This window comes from Cohaesibacter intestini (genome assembly GCF_003324485.1).
GTDB classification, from domain to species: Bacteria; Pseudomonadota; Alphaproteobacteria; order Rhizobiales; family Cohaesibacteraceae; genus Cohaesibacter; species Cohaesibacter intestini.
In genome coordinates this window covers 1,028,618-1,045,790 of the sequence record NZ_QODK01000002.1, presented here as the reverse complement: position 1 = coordinate 1,045,790, position 17,173 = coordinate 1,028,618, and the positions used below count along the sequence as shown (strand labels likewise).

Annotated in this window: 12 protein-coding genes; 4 read left to right on the top strand and 8 right to left on the bottom strand. The window is 55.4% G+C overall.

Going from position 1 to position 17,173, the window contains the following annotated elements; genetic code table 11:
* Positions 1-220: 220 nt before the first annotated feature.
* Positions 221-2,278, top strand: coding sequence for an elongation factor G (locus DSD30_RS10355; protein ID WP_114009714.1), 2,058 nt, complete (start codon positions 221-223; stop codon positions 2,276-2,278).
* A gap of 81 nt (positions 2,279-2,359) precedes the next feature.
* Here DSD30_RS10355 and DSD30_RS10350 read toward each other — a convergent pair whose 3' ends face one another.
* Positions 2,360-3,745: an HD-GYP domain-containing protein gene (locus DSD30_RS10350; protein ID WP_245418421.1), complete on the bottom strand. Its 1,386-nt coding sequence runs from the start codon at positions 3,743-3,745 to the stop codon at positions 2,360-2,362.
* Between the two features lie 208 nt (positions 3,746-3,953).
* On the opposite strand from DSD30_RS10350, the gene msrP reads away from it, so the two are divergent.
* Positions 3,954-4,964: a protein-methionine-sulfoxide reductase catalytic subunit MsrP gene (gene msrP / locus DSD30_RS10345; protein ID WP_114009531.1), complete on the top strand. Its 1,011-nt coding sequence runs from the start codon at positions 3,954-3,956 to the stop codon at positions 4,962-4,964.
* A 497-nt stretch (positions 4,965-5,461) separates the two neighbouring features.
* On the opposite strand, the gene DSD30_RS10340 is transcribed toward msrP, so the two are convergent.
* From DSD30_RS10340 to DSD30_RS10330, 3 genes are all read right to left on the bottom strand, one after another.
* Positions 5,462-6,352 carry a LysR family transcriptional regulator gene (locus DSD30_RS10340; protein WP_114009530.1) on the bottom strand — a complete coding sequence of 297 codons (891 nt, stop codon included), beginning with the start codon at positions 6,350-6,352 and terminating at the stop codon, positions 5,462-5,464.
* Between the two features lie 190 nt (positions 6,353-6,542).
* Entirely contained in the window at positions 6,543-7,487 is a 945-nt protein-coding gene (trxB, locus tag DSD30_RS10335; RefSeq protein WP_138147255.1) for a thioredoxin-disulfide reductase, read from the bottom strand.
* A gap of 55 nt (positions 7,488-7,542) precedes the next feature.
* The gene (locus tag DSD30_RS10330) at positions 7,543-8,502 is read right to left on the bottom strand and encodes a mitochondrial fission ELM1 family protein (RefSeq protein ID WP_114009528.1); all 960 of its coding nucleotides are present in this window, start codon (positions 8,500-8,502) and stop codon (positions 7,543-7,545) included.
* A gap of 200 nt (positions 8,503-8,702) precedes the next feature.
* On the opposite strand from DSD30_RS10330, the gene DSD30_RS10325 reads away from it, so the two are divergent.
* The gene (locus DSD30_RS10325) at positions 8,703-9,179 is read left to right on the top strand and encodes an Lrp/AsnC family transcriptional regulator (protein WP_114009527.1); all 477 of its coding nucleotides are present in this window, start codon (positions 8,703-8,705) and stop codon (positions 9,177-9,179) included.
* A 131-nt stretch (positions 9,180-9,310) separates the two neighbouring features.
* Here the strand turns inward: DSD30_RS10325 and greA are convergent, their stop codons facing one another.
* The 3 genes from greA to DSD30_RS21875 form a co-directional block, all read right to left on the bottom strand.
* Positions 9,311-9,784: a transcription elongation factor GreA gene (greA, locus tag DSD30_RS10320; protein WP_114009526.1), complete on the bottom strand. Its 474-nt coding sequence runs from the start codon at positions 9,782-9,784 to the stop codon at positions 9,311-9,313.
* 133 nt (positions 9,785-9,917) lie between these two features.
* Entirely contained in the window at positions 9,918-13,226 is a 3,309-nt protein-coding gene (gene carB / locus DSD30_RS10315) for a carbamoyl-phosphate synthase large subunit (protein ID WP_114009525.1), read from the bottom strand.
* A gap of 429 nt (positions 13,227-13,655) precedes the next feature.
* Positions 13,656-14,078, bottom strand: coding sequence for a helix-turn-helix domain-containing protein (locus DSD30_RS21875; protein ID WP_245418420.1), 423 nt, complete (start codon positions 14,076-14,078; stop codon positions 13,656-13,658).
* A 455-nt stretch (positions 14,079-14,533) separates the two neighbouring features.
* Between DSD30_RS21875 and ypfJ the strand changes: the two genes are divergently transcribed.
* On the top strand, positions 14,534-15,454 hold the full coding sequence (gene ypfJ / locus DSD30_RS10305) for a KPN_02809 family neutral zinc metallopeptidase (RefSeq protein ID WP_114009524.1): 921 nt from the start codon (positions 14,534-14,536) through the stop codon (positions 15,452-15,454).
* A gap of 86 nt (positions 15,455-15,540) precedes the next feature.
* Here ypfJ and carA read toward each other — a convergent pair whose 3' ends face one another.
* A complete protein-coding gene (carA, locus tag DSD30_RS10300) occupies positions 15,541-16,755 on the bottom strand; it encodes a glutamine-hydrolyzing carbamoyl-phosphate synthase small subunit (RefSeq protein WP_114009523.1) in 1,215 nt (404 codons plus the stop codon).
* Positions 16,756-17,173 lie beyond the last annotated feature (418 nt).

The window sequence follows — 17,173 nt, the reverse complement described above, 5'->3', positions numbered from 1 at the left end:
CTGCAATCGACGGTGTGGTTTGCGTTTGATCAATTGCAGCGGGCGGATCTCAGTTAAGCTTTGAGATGTTCTGTCCGACATTTGGCAGTTTATGGATGGTCTGAACGGGAGGTTTGTTCAACAGACGGAAATTTCCAAGCAAGAGCTGATGATTGTTCATCTGAGCGATCTTTGGATCTTATGCCGGACGTCATGCTCAAAAATGAAAGGAGGATCTGCCATGGGACAAGTTGGCAGAAGAGTCGAGGGTCCACGTTGCGTAGCCATCGTAGGACCCTTTGGAGGCGGTAAAACAACTCTCCTTGAAGCCATTTTGGCGCGAACCGGAGCCATTAACAAATTTTCATCGGTAGATAGCGGAAGCTCGGTCGGGGATGGATCGGAGGAAGCCAGATCCCACCATATGTCAGTGGAAGCCAATATCGCCGAAACCGAATTTATGGGTGACACTTACACCTTCATTGATTGTCCCGGATCTGTCGAATTCCAGTTTGAAAGTCAGCCTGCTCTCTCCGCTGTTGATCTCGCGGTCGTGGTTTGCGAACCAGACGAGAAGAAGATCCCCGCGCTGCAAGTGATCCTGAAAAGCCTTGAAGAGCGCAACATTCCCCGGATTCTTTTCCTGAACAAAATGGACAAATGCACCGCCCATGTGCGCGCGGTTGTCGAGGAGCTGCAAAAAGCCAGCGCCACACCTTTGCTGTTGCGTCAGATTCCTATCTGGAAGAGTGAAACGGCCATTGGCTATATCGATCTCGCTCTTGAACGTGCGTTCCTTTATCACGAGCATGCCCCGAGCGAGCTGGTTGGCATGAGCGAGACGGATCAGGAGCGCGAGTGGGAAGCCCGTTATTCGATGCTCGAAACCCTGTCCGACCATGACGAAGTGCTGATGGAGCAGCTGCTTGAAGAAATGGAACCGGATGCCGAGCGGGTGTTTGGGGACTTGGTCGAGGAAATGCGCCAAGGGCAGGTGATGCCGGTGCTGATCGGGGCGGCCGAACAAGAGAATGGCATTTTGCGCTTGCTGAAGGTGCTGCGTCATGAAGGCCCGGGCATTGAAACCACAGCCAAGCGCCTTGGTTGTCCGGATCCTGCGGAAGGCGATGCCATTTTACAAGTGATGAAGTCGATCCATACTTCCCATGGCGGCAAACTGTCCATTTCCCGTGTGCTCAAGGGTGCCGTGAAGGATGGGGATGTCTTCTATGGGGCGGACGGCGACGAAATTGGTCGTTCTTCTGGTCTGTTCCATGTGCAGGGACAAAAAACGGTCAAGGACAATCGGGCGACCGAAGGACAGGTCATCGCTCTTGGCAAGCTTGATGTCGCCCATACCGGTACGACCCTGACGACAGCCAAGGCCGGGGTTGATCCTCTTGATTTGTTGGCCATTCCGGCCCCGGTCTTCGGCATGGCTGTGAAGCCAACCGAGCATCGCGATGAAGTCAAGCTGCATGCAACCTTGCAGAAGCTGACGGAGGAAGATCCGTCTCTGGTGGTGGAGCAAAACCAGGATAGTGGTGAAACCATCCTGCGCGGTCAGGGCGAGATGCATTTGCGGGTGGCTGTTGAACGGCTGCAGGGCAAATATGGCATCAATATCGAGCATTACACACCTGTGGTTCCTTACAAGGAAACCATCCGCAAAGGCGTCACTGTGCGCGGTCGCCACAAGAAGCAGTCTGGCGGTCATGGGCAGTTTGGTGATGTGGTCATTGATATCAAGCCAATGGGCCGTGGTGAAGGATTTGTCTTCAGCGAAAGCATCACTGGTGGTGTCGTGCCAAAGCAGTATTTTGGCTCGGTCGAGAATGGGGTGAAGGATGCACTGGTCAAGGGGCCGTTGGGCTTCGAGGTGGTGGATCTGACGGTCAATCTGTCCGATGGCTCCTACCATACGGTGGACAGCTCCGATCAGGCTTTCCGGTCTGCAGGCACTTTGGCTATGCGCGAAGGCTTGCCGGATTGCAGTCCGGTGCTGTTGGAGCCGATCATGAATGTGAAGATCGCCGTGCCGAATGATGTGACCGCCAAGGTCAACACCATCGTTGCGGGTCGCCGTGGGCAGTTGATGGGTTATGATGCCCGTCCGGGCTGGGATGGCTGGGATGTGGTTGAATCCCTGATGCCGCAGTCGGAAATCGGAGACCTGATCATCGAGTTGCGCTCGATCTCCGCCGGAGTGGCGTCGTTTGAGGCCAGCTTTGATCACATGCAGGAGCTGACCGGTCGCAATGCGGATTTGGTTCTGCAAGCCGCTCAGGCAGCGGAATAAGCCTGATTACCGTGGGGCCGAGAGAAGGGAACGGGGCGTAAAGCCCCGTTTTCTGTTGCGGTCATGGTGGTTGGCTGCCAGTCAGGCCGCTTCGGGCTTTTTCATTTTCGCAAGTGCCATTTTGAGAGCGGCGACGCACCTGCCGTCAAAGGCGGTGCCTGTATCCTTGTCGAGGATGGAAAGCGCCTTTTCGATCGGCATGGCGGCGCGATAGGGGCGGTCGGCAGTCAGAGCGTCAAAGACGTCGGCAACGCTGAGAATGCGGCTCTCCAAACAAATTTCCTCGCCTTTCAAGCCTCTGGGATAGCCTTTGCCATCCAACTTTTCATGGTGGCTGCCAGCAAGAGGGGCAATGTCCCGGAAAGCTTCGATCCGCGTAAGAATGGCTTCGCCATGGACAGGGTGGCTCTGAATGGCTTGCCATTCCTGTGGATCCAGTTTGCCATTTTTGTCGAGGATCTGGTTGCTGATGGCCAGTTTGCCGATGTCATGGAGCAGGGCGGCGCGGCGCAACCAGCGGCGATGAGCGGTGTCGAGCCCCAGCTCGGCGGCAATGATGTCGGTGTAAATCGCGACGCGGCTGCTATGCTCGGCGGTGAAGGGGCTTTTGGCATCAACCACATCGGCGAAGGCTGCGGCGATTTCATCAAGATGGTCTTCATCAATCTGCTGATGGTGGCTGGCAGCGTCCATGGCAAACAGCGTTTGATCAATGTTGCTGGAAGCCAGTGTTTCCCAAAAGCCCGGCCTTGCCTGGACGGCGAGGAAGGTCTCGACGAGCGCCGGATCAAACCAGCTGCCGCTGCGGTGTTTGATTTCTTCAATCGCTGCTTGTTGCGAGTGTGATTGGGTGAAGACGTCCACCACTTGTGCCAGAAGGGCGATGTTGGCATTGAGTGGGATATCTTGGGCCTTGATCCCGTTGGGTTTGCCTGAACCATTCCAATGTTCATCAAGGCTATGGATGCCGTCTTGCACGGCCTTGGAGAAACGCATTTTGGCGGCAATGTCAGCACCGCGCTGACAGCGCGTTTCGATTAATTCTCGTGCGATGGTGCCGCCATTTTGCAGGATATGAACCACGGCGCGAATCCGCTCGCTGAAGCCGCTTTCAAGGCCGGTCTTGGACAGCACGAACCGCAGGGCGGCGGCGAGACTGCCGTCGATGGTTTTGAAGTCGCGCTTGAAGCTGATGTCGTCGGCCAGATAGAGCGCACAAATGCGCGCCGCATTGCTGGAGCAGCCCAGATCCTTGAGCAGCAGGGTATAATAGAGATCTTCAAGGGCTGTGTCGTCCAGTCCCAGATGCATGCCGATGTTGGTGCCGATCCAGCAGCAACGGACGCAATGACCCACCGGCTGCCCCTCTGTCAGGTCAAGCGCGTAACTGAGGGAGCCGAGTAGCTCCGACAAGCGGACGGTCTTCATTGCGGCTTGGGCCAGGTCATGATTGTATAGCTGGAACATCACGGGACCTCTCTGTTTCCTTCCATTTCTAACCATAGAGAATGAATATTTGGATAAGTATGGATCCTTAGGCGCGTGTTATGATGTCTCACTTTGCACCACACGGATTGGTGATTTGTTCCAATCGGGCAGAGACCGTAGGCTTTGAGATCGGACCCCTGGGCAGAGGGGGCAACAATGCCAATTGATAATCGAGGGTGAGGACGCAATGTTTATCAAACGCAATCGCAGTTGGTCCCTGAAGGAGCATCAGGCAACGGACGAGCAGGTCTATCTCAATCGGCGCAGCTTTCTGCGTGGCTCATCCTTGCTGATTGGCGGGGCAAGTCTCAGCCTTGCAGGATGCAATATGGACAGTGCCGCATCCGATAGCGCGATCACGCAAAGCGCCTCGACCTCCGACTTCAAGGATCCGACCCTTGATCTCTACCCAGCCAAGCGCAACCCGACCTACATTATCAAGCGGGATATCACGCCTGAGGAAGTCAATGCGGCTTACAACAATTTCTATGAGTTCGGCTCGCACAAGCAGATTGCCAAGGCCGCTCAAAGCCTCAAGACGCGCCCCTGGACTGTCAAGATTGACGGCCTGGTCGAGGAGGAGATGGAACTGGACATCGACACGCTGATCCGCTCGATGGTGCTGGAAGAGCGCCTCTATCGCCATCGCTGTGTCGAGGCATGGTCAATGACTATCCCCTGGACCGGTTTTGCCTTTGCTGATCTGGTCAAGAAGGCCAAGCCACTCTCGAAGGCCAAATATATCCGGATGGAAACCTTCCATGATCCAAGCGTTGCCAGCGGTCAGAAACAAAGCTGGTATCCGTGGCCCTATGTTGAAGGGGTGTCGATCGAAGAGGCGATGAACGAGTTGGCGTTTCTGGTTACGGGTGCGTATGGCAAACCGGCGGCCAAGCAGTTTGGTGCGCCGCTGCGATTGGCATTGCCGTGGAAATATGGGTTCAAGTCAATCAAGTCGATCACCCGCTTCACTTTCACGGACAAGCGACCGGTCAGCTTCTGGGAGCAACTCGCCCCGGGGGAATATGGTTTCTGGGCCAATGTGAACCCGGAGGTGCGGCATCCGCGCTGGAGTCAGGCGACCGAACAGGTGCTCGGCACCAATGAGCGCATCCCGACACAATTCTTCAATGGCTATGGTGAGCAGGTCGCTCATCTCTACAAGGAATTGGGTAAGCGCGAAATTTTATACCGCTGATTTTAGCGGGATGTTTCACGCTGGATTGCAGTTATGCAAATATGGACAATCGAACTGCTGCTCTATGCGTGCGGCGCAGCATAAACGGGTGTCTCACCCTCGTCCTATGCATTATTGAACCAACTGATTTTGATAGATTATTGTGCAAACTTATTTTTGATTAAAAAATAGGCACTGATGGCCTGTGTGCGCAGCAACTGGCTTAGGCGAAAAAAAAGCCGGACCAAGGTCCGGCTTTGAAGTAAAATCCGCATAAATATGCGGAGCAATCACCTTCCAGAGGGGAACAGCTGGCTACAAACATCGCCACGGGGAGGAGTGTGTGACGATTATTGCCTTCAGCTAAGGCTGTATATGCCTATTAATTAGCCTACTTACAATCCATACAGACGCATTGCTGCTATGCGGAAAGGGCATGGCAGTTGTTCCGTTGCACTGTAGGTGTTATGCGATGTCCAGTGAGCAAGCTTTGGTCGTGAAACGTGGCTCTGACGCAATTAATAATGCCAGCTTGCCGCTTTTGACAGCAGAAAATCCCTGATGGCGTTGATGCGCATGGAATTGCGCAATTCTGCGGCATAAACAAAATATGTCTCGAAGCTTGGCATTTCCACACTTGGCAACAACTGTATGAGGTTGTCGCGCGGATGGACAACGTAATCGGGTAGAATCGCAATGCCTGCACCGCGCATCACAGCGCTACGCAGGCCAAGGATGTTGTTGACCTTCAGCGCCATCTGGCGCTTGCGCCCCGGGGGCATCTGGGCGGTTTCAAGCCAGTTGATGTCCTTGAGATAGGCCGGGTGATTGTTGCCAAAGCAAATCAGGCGATGATGGTCCAGATCATCCATCGATTGTGGCTGGCTGTATTTCTTCAAATAGTCCGGTGCGGCATACATGTGGAAATGGACGGTGAAGAGCTTGCGCTGAATGAGATCCGGCTGGGTCGGTTGATGCAGGCGAATGGCGACGTCGGCCTCACGCATCCCCAGATCGAGATCCTCATTCTCCAGCAGCAGATTGATCGCGATGCCGGGATAGAGTTCCAGAAATTCCGGTAGATGCTGGGTCAGCCATGCAGAGCCAAGACCAACGGTGGTGGTCAGTCGCAACTCTCCGGTTGGTTTTTCCTTGGAGTCCGTCAGGTGAGTGCGGACCGTTTCCAGCTTCATCAGCACATCATGAGCGGTGCGATAGAGCAACTCACCCTGTTCTGTCAGGATGAGGCCACGGGCATGGCGATGAAAAAGCGTGACGCCGAGGTCGGCCTCAAGGGCGCTGACCTGACGGGAGATGGCGGATTGGCTCATGTGGAGCTTGTCACCGGCATGGGTGAAGCTCCCGGCATCTGCAGCCGCATGAAAGATGCGAAGTTTGTCCCAATCCATATTGTCCTCCACCAAGAGCAGCTGATGGCCCCTCTCGGTTCTATACTGAAAATCCAGACCTTTGTTTTGCTATGCGTATTGGTTACGTCTGGCATGCAAAAACCAAGGTAACCGATAGTCTAATAACTTTGCAGCGCAAAACAAAGTGTCTGTCTGCGGTCTGGGAGGATTTCTTGGGCAAAACCCGTTATTATTCAGCGTCTTCCTGCTCAGCTAGGAAGCGTTCTGCCTCCAAAGCTGCCATACAGCCCTGTCCGGCGGCTGTGACGGCCTGACGATACTTGTCATCGGTCACGTCGCCAGCAGCAAAAACGCCGGGAATGGAGGTGACTGTCGAATCAGGTGCCGACCAGATGTAGCCGTGATCGGTCATCTTGATCTGGTCTTTGAACAGCTCGACAGCCGGGGCATGGCCAATAGCGACAAAGATGCCGTCGGCGGTGATGTCAGTGGTCTCGCCTGTTTTGACATTGCGCAGCTTGGCACCGGTGACGCTTGGTGGGAAGCCTTCCTTGCCGGTGAATTCTTCGATCACGCTGTCCCAGATCACTTCGATCTTGGGATGCTTGAACAGGCGGTTCTGAAGGATCTTCTCGGCGCGGAACTCATCGCGGCGATGGATGACGGTAACCTTGTCCGCATGGTGGGTCAGATACAGCGCCTCTTCAACAGCGGTGTTGCCGCCGCCAATCACCAGCACTTCCTTGCCGCGATAGAAGAAACCGTCACAGGTGGCACAAGCGGAGATGCCGAAGCCCTTGAACTTCTCTTCGGTTTCCATGCCGAGCCAGCGGGCCTGTGCGCCGGTGGCGATGATCAGGCTATCGGCGGTATATTCGGTGCCGGAATCGCCCTTGGCCTTGAAGGGGCGGGACGACAGGTCAACTTCGGTGATGATGTCAGAGACCAGTTTGGTGCCGACATTGGCTGCCTGCGCCTTCATCTGTTCCATCAACCACGGGCCCTGAATTTCTTCGGCAAAGCCAGGATAGTTTTCGATTTCGGTGGTGATGGTCAGCTGACCACCTTCTTGCATGCCGGCAACAAGGGTTGGCTCAAGCATGGCGCGGGCGGCATAAATGGCAGCGGTATATCCGGCCGGGCCAGAGCCAATGATCAAGACTTTGCTATGCATCAGAGTTTCTTTCTTCAAAGGGACTGCCATCTGCTGGGTGGCAGTCGGCACGCTATCAGGATTGGTTCAGCAGGTCGAGAATCTCGTCCGCTATCAGTTCCGTTGAATCTATGGTCGGGCGGGTTCCTGTTTCAAGTGGTCCCACAAGAAGTTGAACAGAAGGCTGTTGAATGAGCTGGTCGATGGTGCTTTTGAGCTTCTTTGGATAGGCATCGGGCTCGAAAATATAGACAGGAACAGGGGCGGCAAGCACTTCTGATAGCATGGAATGAGAATCAGCCGTGACGATGATCGCGTCGGCCAGCGTCAGCATTGTGAAGTAGGGATTGTCACCTTCGCCATCCCAGATCCAGTGAGGGCGCGCGCGCAAGGCTTGCTGGATAGTCTTGAGCAGGTGGTCCGGCGTGCGTCGGGACGGGGTGACCATCACCCCCATATGGGGCGGCAACTCGTGGGCAATATAGTGAGCGAGGCGTTGGGCTGCGGCCTTGCCGAACTTTTCCTTGGCGGTGTCTCCACCCAGAATGAGCGCGATGCGGGGTGCTGGCAGGTGGTGCAGCGCTGCGGGACCTTTGCTTGCGGCCTGCTTGAGGGCCTCATGCGTGATGCGATGCGGGCCGGTCAGGGTGACCAGCACATTCTTGCCGCGTCGTTTGTCATGGAACGGCACCCAGATCAGGTCGGCCTGCACATTGTCAGTGCGCGGGTCCTTTAAGAAGACGGTCACGGTGTGCGGGCTGATCTGCTTGAGTTTGCGCAGATAGGCGGCTGCGCGGCGGCCGGATGCGATGGCAATGTCCGGCGGTGTGCCATGGAGTGGTGAGGCGGGGTTTGCCGGATTGTCGGCGGGAGGAACGGGTCCCCAGGGCATCAGCCAGACCCATGGCGCGGCGGGAGCGACCGTGCGCGTTTCAATGCGGCCATTGAGCCGCTCGGCGACGCCCAGACACTGGTTCAGGTCACCTGCCTTGCCGTCCGTCAGAACCCAAATCACTCTATCAGGGGTGGAAGTCACGCAAGCGCTCCTATTCCTAAAATTTCCGAATCATTCACAGAACAGTCACTCTGTGTCGGAAATGCGCACAAAAAAATGTCAAAACTTTCCAAATCGGTGTTTTTGTGACTATGATATGGAAGGCTTGAGCGTTATACCGGTTGGCATTGGTTCGGGCGATATCTCTCCCCTTACTCAACAAAAATAAGAGACCTGTTGCATTGAAAGCAAGACTAGATCCCATCGACTGGAAGATCCTGAAAGAACTACAGGATGACGGTCGTATCACCAATGTGGAGCTCGCGCGCCGCGTCGGTATTTCCGCCCCTCCTTGCCTGCGTCGTGTCCGTGCGCTCGAAGAAGCCGGCATCATCAAAGGTTATCGTGCCATTGTCGACGAGAAGCAAATCGGGTTCGATGTGACCGCGATTGCCATGGTCGGTCTGCACAGTCAGGCTGAAGCCGATCTGGTTGCGTTCGAAAGCCTCGTGCGCTCATGGCCACAGGTGCGCGAATGCTACATGCTGTCGGGCGATATCGACTTTGTCCTGCGCTGTGTGGCCCCCGATCTTCAGGCTTTCCAGTCATTCGTGATCAACGAACTGACCTCGGCACCCAATGTAGATAGCGTGCGCACGTCGCTTACCATTCGACAGAGCAAAAACTATCCGAATGTTCCGATCGATCTGGGTGATTGATCGGGCTTTATGAAGAGGGATCGGGCAGTTTGTGTCCGGTTCGGGGACGGGCGAGGCAGTTTGTCAGCCCGAGAGCAGAGCCAAAATCTGCAAGGGAGCTGCGCCGGTTTGGAGACCGGCGCTTGAGGCCCCTAGACGTATTTCACTTTCAGAATCTCGTAGGATTTCGAGCCACCGGGCGCAGAGACCTCGACCGAATCCTCGACCTGTTTGCCGATCAGGGCACGGGCGATCGGGGAGGACAGGGAAATGCGACCCTTGTTCAGGTCTGCTTCCATGTCGCCTACGATCTGGTAGGTCTTTTCCTCGTCGGTGTCTTCGTCGACAATGGTGACGGTTGCACCGAACTTGATCGTGTCGCCACTCATCTTGGACACGTCGATCACTTCGGCGCGGGACAGTTTGTCTTCCAGTTCGGCAATGCGCCCTTCATTGAGACTCTGCTGTTCTTTGGCAGCGTGATATTCGGCATTTTCCGAAAGGTCACCGTGCGCGCGCGCTTCTGAAATGGCGGCAATGATACGCGGGCGCTCTTCGCTGCTGCGTTTTTTTAGTTCTTCTTCCAGAGCCTGATATCCTGCAGGCGTCATTGGGATTTTTTCCATAGCCTTCGGAAAGCCTCCTGATCCGTTCCGGGGCAGTGGCCCCTATAAAAAAGTTTAGCGCTCCGAGGGCAAAAGCCTTCGGAACGCGCATGAATCTGTCTCTATTCAACAGGCCAATCTTGGCCGTTGTTTGTTAGGAAAAATAGTCCTGCAGTGGCCGAACTTCAATGTTTCCTGTTTTGTAGGCTTCAATTCCCTGTGCTGCAGCAAGGGCTCCCGCCACCGTCGTGTAGTAGGGTACTTTATGCAAAAGTGCAGCGCGGCGCAAATCCCGACTGTCGGAAAGTGCTTTTGCACCTTCAGTGGTGTTGAAGACCAGATGCACTTCGCCGTTTTTGATGGCGTCAACAATGTGCGGACGGCCTTCCAGCATCTTGTTGATTTTCTCGCATTCAATGCCATTCTCTGCCAAATAGCGTTGGGTGCCGCCTGTCGCAATGATGCGGAAGCCTGCGTCTTTGAGGCGCTGGACCGCTGACAGGACCCGTGGCTTGTCATCTTTCTTGACCGAGATGAAGGCGGTGCCTTCCACCGGCACCTTGGTGCCGCCGCCCAGCTGGGACTTGGCAAAGGCGATTGGGAAGTCTTTGTCGAGACCCATAACCTCACCGGTCGAGCGCATTTCCGGGCCGAGCAACGTGTCGACGCCCTGGAAACGGGCAAATGGGAAGACGGCTTCCTTTACGGCGACATGATCGATCTTTTCGAGCTTCACGTCGAAGGTGGAAAGTTTTTCGCCGGTCATGACGCGGGAAGCGATCTTGGCAATCGGCTTGCCGACGGTCTTGGCAACGAATGGCACGGTCCGGGATGCGCGCGGATTGACTTCGATGACATAGATGTCGCCGTCTTTGACCGCATATTGCACATTCATCAGGCCGCCAACATTCAGCGCCAATGCCATCTCTTTGGTTTGACGGATCAATTCTTGCTGAATTTCTTCTGACAGCGAGTGGGGCGGCAAGGAGCAGGCGGAGTCGCCCGAATGGATGCCCGCTTCTTCGATATGCTCCATGATGCCGCAGACGACCACGTCTTCGCCGTCGCACAGGCAGTCCACATCCACCTCAATCGCGCCGGACAGATAGCTGTCAAACAGCAGGGCGTTTTGCGCCAGTACAGCGTTGATCTGGCCGGTCTTGTCGTTTGGATATTTGAGACGGATATCCGGTGGTACCAGCTCGGCCAGCGTCATCTGGATATATTTCTCGAAAGCGTCGGCGGTGCGGACAATTTCCATGGCGCGGCCACCCAGCACATAGGATGGACGGACCACGATCGGGAAGCCGATCTGATCGGCAACGATGCGGGCCTGCTCGATGGAATAGGCAATGCCGTTGCGTGGCTGCATCAGATCCAGCTTGTGCAGCAGCTTCTGGAAGCGGTCGCGGTCTTCGGCCAAATCAATGGCATCTGGCGAAGTACCGAGGATCGGAATGTCTGCATCCTCAAGGGCATTGGCCAGTTTCAGCGGGGTCTGGCCACCAAACTGCACGATCACGCCAACCAGTTCACCATTTTCCTGCTCTTTGCGCAGGATTTCGATCACGTCTTCTTCGGTCAGTGGCTCGAAATAGAGGCGGTCGGAGGTGTCATAGTCGGTGGAGACAGTTTCCGGGTTGCAGTTGATCATGATGGTTTCATAGCCAACTTCGCTCATGGCGTAGCAGGCATGACAGCAGCAATAATCAAACTCGATGCCCTGACCGATGCGGTTCGGGCCACCACCCAAAATGGCGACTTTCTTGCGATCCGACGGCATGGCTTCGCAGACGGTCGCGCCATCGAATGGCAGCTCGTAGCTGGAATACATGTAAGCGGTCGGGGAGGCGAATTCGGCCGCACAGGTGTCGATGCGCTTATAGACCGGGCGCACGTCAAGGGCATGACGCAGCTCAAACACTTTCTTGGCGCTGGTATCAGCCAGCTCGGCCAGACGGGCGTCAGAAAAGCCCATGCTTTTCAGCTTGCGTAGATTTTTCGCATCCTGCGGCAGACCATGGGCGCGGACACGCTCTTCCATATCGATGATGCCTTGAACCTGTTCAAGGAACCATGGATCGAACTTGGAGATTTCATGGATCTGGTCGTGCGGCACGCCAAGACGCATGGCCTGGGCTGCCTTGAGGATCCGGTCCGGAGTGGCTTTGGCAAGGGCCGCGCGGATGGCGTTCTTGTCATCGCCTTGGCCGAGACCTTCAATTTCCACTTCGTTGACACCGGTCAGGCCGGTTTCAAGACCACGTAAGGCTTTCTGCAGGGATTCCTGGAAGGTACGGCCAATGGCCATCACTTCCCCAACCGACTTCATGGCGGTGGAGAGGACTGGCTCGGCGCCGGGGAACTTCTCGAAGGCAAAACGAGGGATCTTGGTGACCACATAGTCGATGGATGGCTCAAACGAGGCAGGCGTTGCGCCGCCGGTAATGTCGTTGGCCAATTCATCCAAAGTGTAGCCGACGGCCAGCTTGGCGGCGACCTTGGCAATCGGGAAGCCGGTTGCCTTGGAAGCGAGCGCCGAGGAGCGCGACACGCGAGGATTCATTTCGATGACGATCAGACGGCCATTTTCCGGATTGACCGAGAATTGGACGTTGGAGCCACCGGTCTCAACACCGATCTCGCGCAGAACGGCCAGAGAGGCGTCGCGCATGACCTGATATTCTTTATCGGTCAGGGTCAGGGCCGGGGCGATGGTGATCGAGTCGCCGGTATGAACGCCCATCGGGTCGAGGTTTTCGATTGAACAGATGATGATGCAGTTGTCATTCTTATCGCGAACGACCTCCATCTCATATTCTTTCCAGCCGATGATGCTTTCCTCAACCAGCACTTCTGTGGTTGGGGAGGCGTCGAGGCCGCGCTCGATGATTTCGAGATACTCTTCGCGGTTATAGGCTACGCCGCCACCGGTGCCGCCCATGGTGAAGGACGGACGGATAATGGCTGGCAGGCCGACCACATCAAGTGCCTCAAGCGCTTCGGGGATATTGTGCGCCAAGCGCGATACCGGCGTATCAAGGCCAATCTTGTCCATCGCTTCGCGGAACAGCTCGCGATCCTCGGCCTTGTCGATCGCTTCGGCGGTCGCACCGATCATTTCGACATTATATTTTTCCAGCACGCCCATTTTGCGCAGGGACAGGGCGCAGTTCAGCGCCGTCTGGCCACCCATGGTCGGCAGCAGAGCGTCTGGTCGTTCCTTCTCAATGATCTTGGCGACGATTTCTGGTGTGATCGGCTCAATATAGGTCGCGTCCGCCATGTCAGGATCAGTCATGATCGTGGCTGGGTTGGAGTTGACGAGGATGACCCGATATCCTTCCTCTTTCAGAGCCTTACAGGCCTGAGTTCCGGAATAATCGAATTCGCAGGCCTGCCCAATGATGATTGGGCCGGCGCCGATGATCAGGATGGATTGAATGTCGTTCCGCTTTGGCATCTTGTTTCGCGCTCATGTCAAGGCACCGCGCTCCCGCGCATGATGGGAGCCCAGGCCGTTGCAGGTCGGGGTTTTTCAGATGAGATTTGTGTCGCTATAGCGAAATATGGTCGTCAAGGCCATAGGGCGGGGCACTTTTTTGATAGAAATCAGCACTTATCCGGTCGATTGTTCGGTTTGTTGATCTCGTTTGGTTGATAATGTTCCCGGCCTGCGTTCGTTTGGTGGATATCGAAGCCTTGTTGTTGATGACTGCGATTGATTTGACAGGCCTTGCCCAACTGAAGGGGGATTGACCCTTGAACGCACGATTTTCCGAGAAAAAACACGGTTTGTTGATATCTGTGGTTTTCCTGATGAATTGAATCGAAAAAGGGTGTTTTCGGGCTGGCTGGCTATCGGCATGCCGAGGCTTTTGGGAGCGGTGTTTCAGCTCTCGTCCTGCTGAAACTGGCTCAGGTCCAGATTATACGGTTTGTTGCCATCATAATCCCCCACGCCGATGGAGAGCGCATAGCAGGCCAGACGCACAGACTTCGGAATTGTAACGGTTTTTCCGTCTCGTCGCCCTTTCTCGTAATATTGGATCATCCGCTTTTTCAAGCCAAGCAAATCAGCGGCATCCTTTTGTTTCAGCCCCATATTCTTCCGCCAGATGCGGAACTGTTCCGGAGGCATTGGATCAAGCGTGGTTTCTTTTTTCTGACTGGGCACGAGAAGCATCAACCTTAGACTAAATTTAACTTCGTTCGGGTGGCTTGGTGCAATTTGTGCGCTTTTGTCTGTTGACATTGGCGCACAATGTGCACATATATAGTCGTGTAAGCGCACTAAGTGCAGTTTCAGGTCCATTTAAAGCCTAAGCTTCCTTATGGTCAATCTGATAATTGCCGTTTGGTGCGACAATCATCGGGATGTCATCGTCCCAACAACTTTTGGAGAAACCCAATGTTGGCTGATCTTGTAGCTAGCCGTGCGACGTTGGGCGTCAGTCGTCGGTGTGATGTACATAAGGTTGCTAGTTTCCGTTGCTCGTTTGCACGGATCTGGCGCTCTATTGTAGACTAAAACGCCCAATAATGTCCCGGTAAAAATCCGGGCATTTATAGACAAGAAGAAGGCCCGCACCCTACGCGGGCCTTTCTTGTTATCTGGCCTTTGGTGCAGCCCGATTTCCGCCGAGCCTGCCTCCTCTATCCCGCCTATATTTTGTTGCCATTGGTCAGATTTCTGATTGCAATTCGCTTGAGGCTTCGTGCAAGCTCTTTGTGACTATGGACCGGGTGCGAGATTCAGGGACTTAAGACATGCGTTGGCGAGGACGAAGACAAAGCAGCAATGTGGAAGATCAAAGAGGGATGCGTCCCGCTTCCATGCCAAGGGGCAGCATCCGCCTGCCTTTGGGGCGAGGGGGGCGTCGTGGCAGCCCAAGCCTGATTGTGCTTCTGGTTGTGGGGGGCGTTCTTTGGATGATGGGAGTCAGCCCGACCACAATCCTTTCAATGCTGATGGGTGGGGGGGATGTCTATCTCCCGCAACAGACATCACCGCAGAGCCAGCAGGCCCAACCGGGGCAATCTGCTGCCAATGACGAGATGGCGGCCTTTGTGAAAGTCGTGTTAGCCGAGACGGAAGATGTCTGGGGGAAGATCTTCCAGCAGGCGGGAGAGCGCTATCCCGAGCCGAAGCTGGTTCTCTTTTCCAATCAGGTCCGATCAGCCTGCGGGTCAGCCTCTTCGGCGACCGGGCCCTTCTATTGTCCGGGAGATCAGAAGGTCTATATCGATCTTGGCTTTTACCGCGAGTTGAAGACCCGTTTTGAGGCGCCGGGGGACTTTGCCCAAGCCTATGTGATTGCCCATGAAGTGGGGCACCATATCCAGAATATCACCGGGGTGCTGCCTAAATTCAATCAGATGCGGCGCTCCATGAGCAAGCTGGAAGAAAACCAAATGTCGATCCGGGTCGAATTGCAGGCGGATTGTTATGCTGGCGTCTGGGCCCATCGTACCAACCAGAAAGGCCTGTTGGAGCAGGGGGATCTGGGAGAAGCCCTGAATGCGGCTACCCAGATCGGTGATGATGCCTTGCAGAAGCGCACGCAAGGTTATGTAGTGCCTGACAGCTTCAACCACGGCACGTCCGCTCAGCGCAAGGCATGGTTTACCCGTGGCTATGAGGGCGGCAAGGTGGCGGCGTGTGATACCTTTTCTGTCGCCAATCCCTGAGACACGCCCTTTAAGGACAAAAGAAAACCCGCCGGGCAGGAGCCTTGGGCGGGTTTTCTGTATTTGAATATCAGCGGTTGCGGCTGTTATTCCGGGCGCTGCTCCATGCCTTTTTTCACCCGGATCAGATTGGTGAAGCGGGTGAAGAGATAATGACTGTCCTGCGGGCCAGGAGAGGCTTCGGGGTGATACTGCACCGAGAAGATCGGTTTGCCGTCTACCGCCAGGCCGCAGTTCGAGCCGTCAAACAGCGACACATGGGTCTCGGAGACGCCAGCAGGCAGGGTCTCACCATCAACGGCGAAGCCATGATTCATCGAGGTGATCTCGACCTTGCCGGTGGTCTTGTCCTGAACCGGATGGTTGGCGCCGTGATGGCCCTGATGCATTTTCTCGGTCTTGGCACCAAGAGCCAACGCCAGCATCTGATGGCCAAGGCAAATACCGAACAAAGGAATGCCCGCCTCGATCACCGCCTTGATGGCGTCGACGGCATAGGTGCCGGTTGCTGCCGGGTCGCCGGGGCCGTTCGACAGGAAGACCCCGTCGGGATTAAGGGCAAGGATCTCTTCGCCGGTTGCTATGGCAGGCAGGACGGTCAGCTTGCAGCCCTGTGCTGCCAGCAGACGCAGGATGTTGCGCTTGACGCCAAAGTCGATGGCCACCACATGGAAGGCATCTTCGGCGCGTTCGCCATAGCCCTTGTCCCATTGCCAAGGGGTTTCGTTCCATTCGAAGCTGGCCGCCGTGGTGACATCCTTGGCGAGGTCAGCCCCGACAAGACCATTCCAGCCCGCTGCCTGACGTTTGAGGGCGTCGACATCGAAGTCACCATCCGGAGCGTGGGCGATGACCGCATTGGCCAGACCCTTTTCGCGGATGAGAGCTGTCAGGGCGCGGGTGTCCACACCGGCAATGCCGATGATGCCACGGCTTTTCAGCCAGGCGTCGAAATGGCGGGAGGCACGATAGTTGGATGGTTCCGTGATATCGGTCTTGATGACCGTGCCGCGGACGCCCGTCTCGCTTTCCATGTCGATCGTCTCGACGTCTTCCTCATTGGTGCCGATATTGCCCACATGCGGGAAGGTGAAGGTGACGATCTGGCCAGCATAGGAGGGATCCGTCAGGATTTCCTGATAGCCGGTGATGGCGGTGTTGAAGCAAACCTCGGCAACCGCAGAGCCAGTGCTGCCGATGCCTTGTCCTTCAATGACAGTGCCGTCCGCCAAGACAAGCAAGGCGGTTGGTTTGGTATCTTCCCAAGGTGCTGGGGCCGAGTTGGTAGCGGGGTGAGCCATGCCGAATGCGTCCTGAAAGTGTTTCGTTTCCCTCGTCCAAGCCAGTGACCGTGTCAGGTTCGTGCTGGGTTCGTGCCAGTTTGCAGCCCGCCAGCGCCCGTCAGGCGCTTGCAGAACATGGGCGGTTTGGCGGATTTGGAAACACCTGTTCTCAGAAGACATGATCTAGGGCAAAAGATGGCCATCGTCAATGTGATGTTGAAAATTAATCAGATAATAGTTCTGATTTTCTGACTTATTCGGCATTTTGTGTTGCGATGCTGCGTAAATCTCCTCTGGCGACCGAGATCTTTTTGTTGTACATGCTCAGATCCTTCGTAGCGACGAAGGGCTATAAGTGGAATGTCGACTTGCTCTTTGGCCGCTGTGGCTGTATTCAGGTTAGGTTTTTGTGATAGCCAAATGGCGTCCAAAAGCA